The organism is Thioalkalivibrio sp., from assembly GCF_041685615.1.
GTDB lineage: Bacteria > Pseudomonadota > Gammaproteobacteria > Ectothiorhodospirales > Ectothiorhodospiraceae > Thioalkalivibrio.
Genome location: NZ_JAWLFK010000090.1, coordinates 1 through 4,544, shown reverse-complemented (window position 1 = coordinate 4,544; position 4,544 = coordinate 1). Strand labels below are relative to the sequence as shown.

Here is a 4,544-nt window from a genome sequence, read left to right as displayed (position 1 = left end):
TCAAAGTTTGTGTACTACTACATGGCTCATTTCTTTGGTGATTGGGCGATGAGGAATACGGTAAAGGCAACTGTCGACTCGTTGCGCTTGCCAACATTTCAAAATTTCAAACTGTTCGTTCCTCCCAGTGAAGGTGAACAAGCCGCCATCGCGACCGTCCTGTCCGACATGGACACCGAAATCGAGGCCCTGGAACGCCGCCTAGACAAGGCCCGCCGGATCAAGCAGGGCATGATGCAGCAGCTGCTCACCGGGCGGGTTCGGCTGGTAGCGCCGCAGACCACGGAGCCGGCGGCATGAGCGACCAGATTCATATCTATTGCGATGAATCCTGTCATCTGGAGCATGACCATCAACGCGCGATGGTGTTGGGTGCTGTCTCCTGCCCGGCGGATATGCGGAAAAGGCTCGGGCGCGCCATGAAAGCATTGAAAGCGCATCACGGCATCTCGGCGACACGCGAGATCAAGTGGACACAGGTGGCCCCGTCAACACTGGCCTTTTATCGCGATCTGGTCTCGCTTTTCTTTGATGAACCATCGCTGGGTTTTCGCGGCGTGGTGGTGCCGAACAAACGGGTGCTGGACCATGAGCGCTTCGATCAGGATCACGATGAGTTTTACTACAAGATGTGGTGGCAACTGCTGACCCGCTTGATCGACGATCAGCATACGTTTCGGATCTTTGTAGACATAAAAGATACGCACAGCAATACAAAGCTGGGCAAGCTGCAAGAGGTGCTGTGCAATGCCCACTACGATTTCAATAACGAACGGATCCAGAGCATCGAAGCCGTGCGTTCGCACGATGTGCCGCTGGTGCAACTGGCGGACGTGCTGACGGGATTGTTATCGCATCATTTCCGGGGCATTCAGGACAGCCAGGCCAAGCAAGCACTGATTCAGCACCTGAGAGCGCGCAGCGGCCTGGGCCTGGACCGGTCCACGCCGCCCGGTGCGAGAAAGTTCAATCTGTTCGTCTGGCAGGCTCGGGAGGGGGCATGACGGAACCGCCCGAGTTGTTGCCGTTTGACGGAGATTGGCAGAATTATGTAGAGAGGGTGTACGAGGCCTTTGTCGAGAGTTTCGTCCAGCCCGATGTGTGGTTCCAGGGGTGCCGGGTGACCGCGCCCTATCGACCGGAAAGTCAGGGCAAGCATTTCAGCTTCTGGCACGTCATTTCGGAGGCGCCGCACCCTGGCAACCGGAACGAAGAGGACCGAATACCGGACATTGCTCGCTGCGAGCGGATTCGCTGGATCGCATGGGCGGTTCGGCAGGCAGATGTCGGAGCGGAAGGGGTCAGTTGGTGGGAGAATAGCCGTGGGCGCGATACGCACGTTGTCATCTGGGCTGAAGCGCACGACTTCGCTGTGATCCTGGGCAATCGCCGAGACTATTATGTGCTGAAGACTGCCTACTGCGACCTCAGGTCGGGCCGTCGGAGAGCCTTCGAGAAGGAGAAACGGAGATTTTGGCAGGGCCAGAAAGGCTGAAGCCCCGCGGCATTGCTGCCGAAGGGCTTCGGATGCTCCTTCCGCTAAAGGCGGATGAGACACTGGGAAGTATAGGCCCGGAGGCCGGTGGATTCAATCCGGCTGAGTCTTGCGTCGCAGTATCACGACATGTTAGCTCAGAAAATATATTAATAACAATTGGTTATGAGTCGTGCCAGTCAAGGAGACATTCAGCCATGGCGACTGAGCAAGATCATGAAGCGAAGGCGCTGATGGCCCTGCGGAAGGCGGTCGCCAACGCCCTTGAGCGCAAGCGCCGTCTGGGGCAATACGCCGAGGTCTGGCGCGATGGCCAGACGGTCCGACTGGCCCCGGAGCAGATTGGTAGGGCGGAGGAGTATGTATCGGGGGCCTTCGCTTCGCCATCCGCGGTACGAGAGCCGGGGCTGGACGGCGAGGGTGAGGGCCCGAAATGAGCACCGTCGGCCAACGCGAACGCCTCACCCAGCAGCAGGTGCTGCGCTTCTTCCGGGACGAGCTGGGTTATCGCTACCTGGGCGACTGGAAGGACCGGGCCGGCAACCGCAATATCGAGGAAGACCTGTTGCGCGAGTGGCTGGCGCGACAGGGCTTTGATGAGCGCGTGATCAATCGCGCCCTGCGCGAGCTGGACCAGGCGGCGGCGATTGCCGGCAGCAAGACGCTTTATGACGCCAACCGCGCCGTCTACGAGAAGCTGCGCTACGGGGTTCACGTCAAGCCGTCGGTACAGGAGCAGACCGTCACCGTCTGGCTGACCGACTGGGCCAATCCCGAGAACAACGACTTCGCCGTGGCCGAAGAGGTCACGGTGGCCGGGGCGAATACCAAGCGCCCGGATGTTGTGCTGTACGTCAACGGCATCGCCTTGGGCATTCTGGAGCTGAAACGCTCCACTGTGGCGGTGGCCGAGGGCATCCGCCAGAGCCTGGATAACCAGAAGCGCGATTTCATCCAGCCGTTTTTCGCCACCGCGCAGCTGGTGATGGCCGGCAACCCCACCGAGGGCCTGCGCTACGGGGTGATCGAGACGCCCGAGAAATTCTGGATGGAATGGAAGGAGTCGTCCGATATCGACGACCCTCTGGCGCGCGGACTGCACCAGCTCTGCCGCAAGGAACGGCTGCTGGAGGTCGTGCACGACTTCATGGTCTTCGATGCCGGCACCAAAAAGACCTGCCGGCACAATCAGTTCTTCGGCGTGCGTGCCGCACAGGCGCATGTGTTGCGTCGCCAGGGCGGCATCATCTGGCACACCCAGGGCAGCGGCAAATCGCTGACCATGGTGTGGCTGGCGAAATGGATTCGCGAGAACGTGGAAGACGCCCGGGTGCTGGTGATCACCGACCGCACCGAGCTGGACGAGCAGATCGAGAAGGTCTTCAAGGGTGTGGACGAGCAGATCCACCGCACCCGGAGCGGCGCCGACCTGATCGACGTGCTCAACCGCAGCGATGAGTGGCTCATCGCCTCGCTGATCCACAAGTTCGGTGCCTCGGAGGAGGGCGATGTCGAGGCCTTCATCCGGGACATGCGCAGCCATTTGCCGAAAGGCTTTCGGGCCAGGGGCAATCTGTTCGTGTTCGTCGACGAGTGCCACCGCACCCAGTCCGGCAAGCTGCACGAGGCGATGAAGGCTCTGCTGCCCGAGGCCCTGCTGATCGGGTTCACCGGTACGCCATTGCTGAAAAAGGACAAGCGCAAGAGCATCGAAGTCTTCGGCCCCTACATCCACAGCTACAAGTTCGACGAAGCGGTGAGTGACGGCGTGGTGCTGGACCTGCGCTACGAGGCGCGGGACATCGACCAGCATGTCACCTCGCAGGCCAAGATCGACCAGTGGTTCGAGCTCAAGACCCAGGGCCTGAACGACTACGCCCGCGCCCAGCTCAAGAAGCGCTGGGGCACTCTGCAGAAGGTGCTCAGCTCACGCGATCGACTGGAGAAGATCGTCTCCGACATCCTCTGGGACATGGCCACGCGCGACCGGCTGATGAGTGGTCACGGCAACGCCATGCTGGTGGCCGGCAGCATCTATTCGGCCTGCCGGCTGTTCGAGATGTTCGAGAAGACGGAGCTGAAGGGCAAGTGCGCCATTGTCACCTCCTATGTGCCGTCCACCGCCGATATCAAGGGTGAGGCCACCGGCGAGGGCGAGACCGAGAAGCTGCACCAGTACGCCATCTATCGCCGCATGCTGGCCGAACACTTCAACGAGCCGGAAGACACGGCCGTCAACAAGGTGGAGACCTTCGAGCAGGAGGTGAAGAAGCGCTTCATCGACGAGCCCGGCCAGATGAAGCTGCTGATCGTGGTGGACAAGCTGCTTACCGGCTTCGACGCGCCGCCGGCCACCTATCTCTATATCGACAAGCAGATGCGCGACCACGGTCTGTTTCAGGCCATCTGCCGGGTCAATCGTCTGCACACCGAGGACAAGGAAGTCGGCTACATCGTCGATTACAAGGACCTGTTCAAATCCCTGGAGCAATCCATCCAGGACTACACGGGCGGGGCCTTCGACGCCTTCGACGCGGATGACGTGGAAGGGCTGTTGGAGGATCGCCTGGACAAGGCGCGGGAACGCCTGGAAGAGACCCGCGAAGCGGTCAAGGCGCTGTGCGAGGCCGTGGACCCGCCCAAGGACAGCCCCGCCTACCGGCGCTATTTCGTCGGCCCCAGTGATGCACCCGAGGTGCAGAAGGAGAATGAGCCCAGACGCCTGGCCCTGTACAAACACGTCGGCGCTTTCCTGCGCGCCTATGCCGATCTGGCCAACGAAATACGGCAGGCCGGCTACAGCGAAGCCGAGGCCGCCACGATCAAGTCGGAGGTCGAGCATTACGAGAAGGTCCGGGAGGAGGTGAAGCTGGCCAGCGGCGACTACATCGACATGAAGATGTACGAGCCGGCCATGCGGCATCTGCTGGACACCTATATCCGCGCGGATGAGAGCGAGAAGCTCTCGGCCTTCGACGACATGACGCTGGTGGAACTGGTGGTCGAGCGTGGGGAAGAGGCCGTGGACAGCCTGCCGGCATCCATCTCG

At 60.9% G+C, this 4,544-nt stretch carries 5 protein-coding genes; all 5 read left to right on the top strand.

All coding sequences use genetic code 11. The annotated features are described in order from the left end of the window. Positions 1-300 (top strand): restriction endonuclease subunit S (locus tag ACESLR_RS11625; protein ID WP_373067538.1); only part of this gene is annotated, 300 nt, incomplete at its 5' end. Then, the gene (locus ACESLR_RS11620; protein ID WP_373067531.1) at positions 297-1,004 is read left to right on the top strand and encodes a DUF3800 domain-containing protein; all 708 of its coding nucleotides are present in this window, start codon (positions 297-299) and stop codon (positions 1,002-1,004) included. The genes ACESLR_RS11625 and ACESLR_RS11620, both read left to right, overlap by 4 nt. Next, a complete protein-coding gene (locus ACESLR_RS11615; protein WP_373067523.1) occupies positions 1,001-1,495 on the top strand; it encodes a hypothetical protein in 495 nt (164 codons plus the stop codon). Before ACESLR_RS11620 ends, ACESLR_RS11615 begins: the two co-directional genes overlap by 4 nt. 197 nt (positions 1,496-1,692) lie before the next feature. Then, the gene (locus ACESLR_RS11610) at positions 1,693-1,932 is read left to right on the top strand and encodes a hypothetical protein (RefSeq protein ID WP_373067516.1); all 240 of its coding nucleotides are present in this window, start codon (positions 1,693-1,695) and stop codon (positions 1,930-1,932) included. Next, positions 1,929-4,544 (top strand): type I restriction endonuclease subunit R (locus ACESLR_RS11605; RefSeq protein ID WP_373067509.1); only part of this gene is annotated, 2,616 nt, incomplete at its 3' end. The genes ACESLR_RS11610 and ACESLR_RS11605, both read left to right, overlap by 4 nt.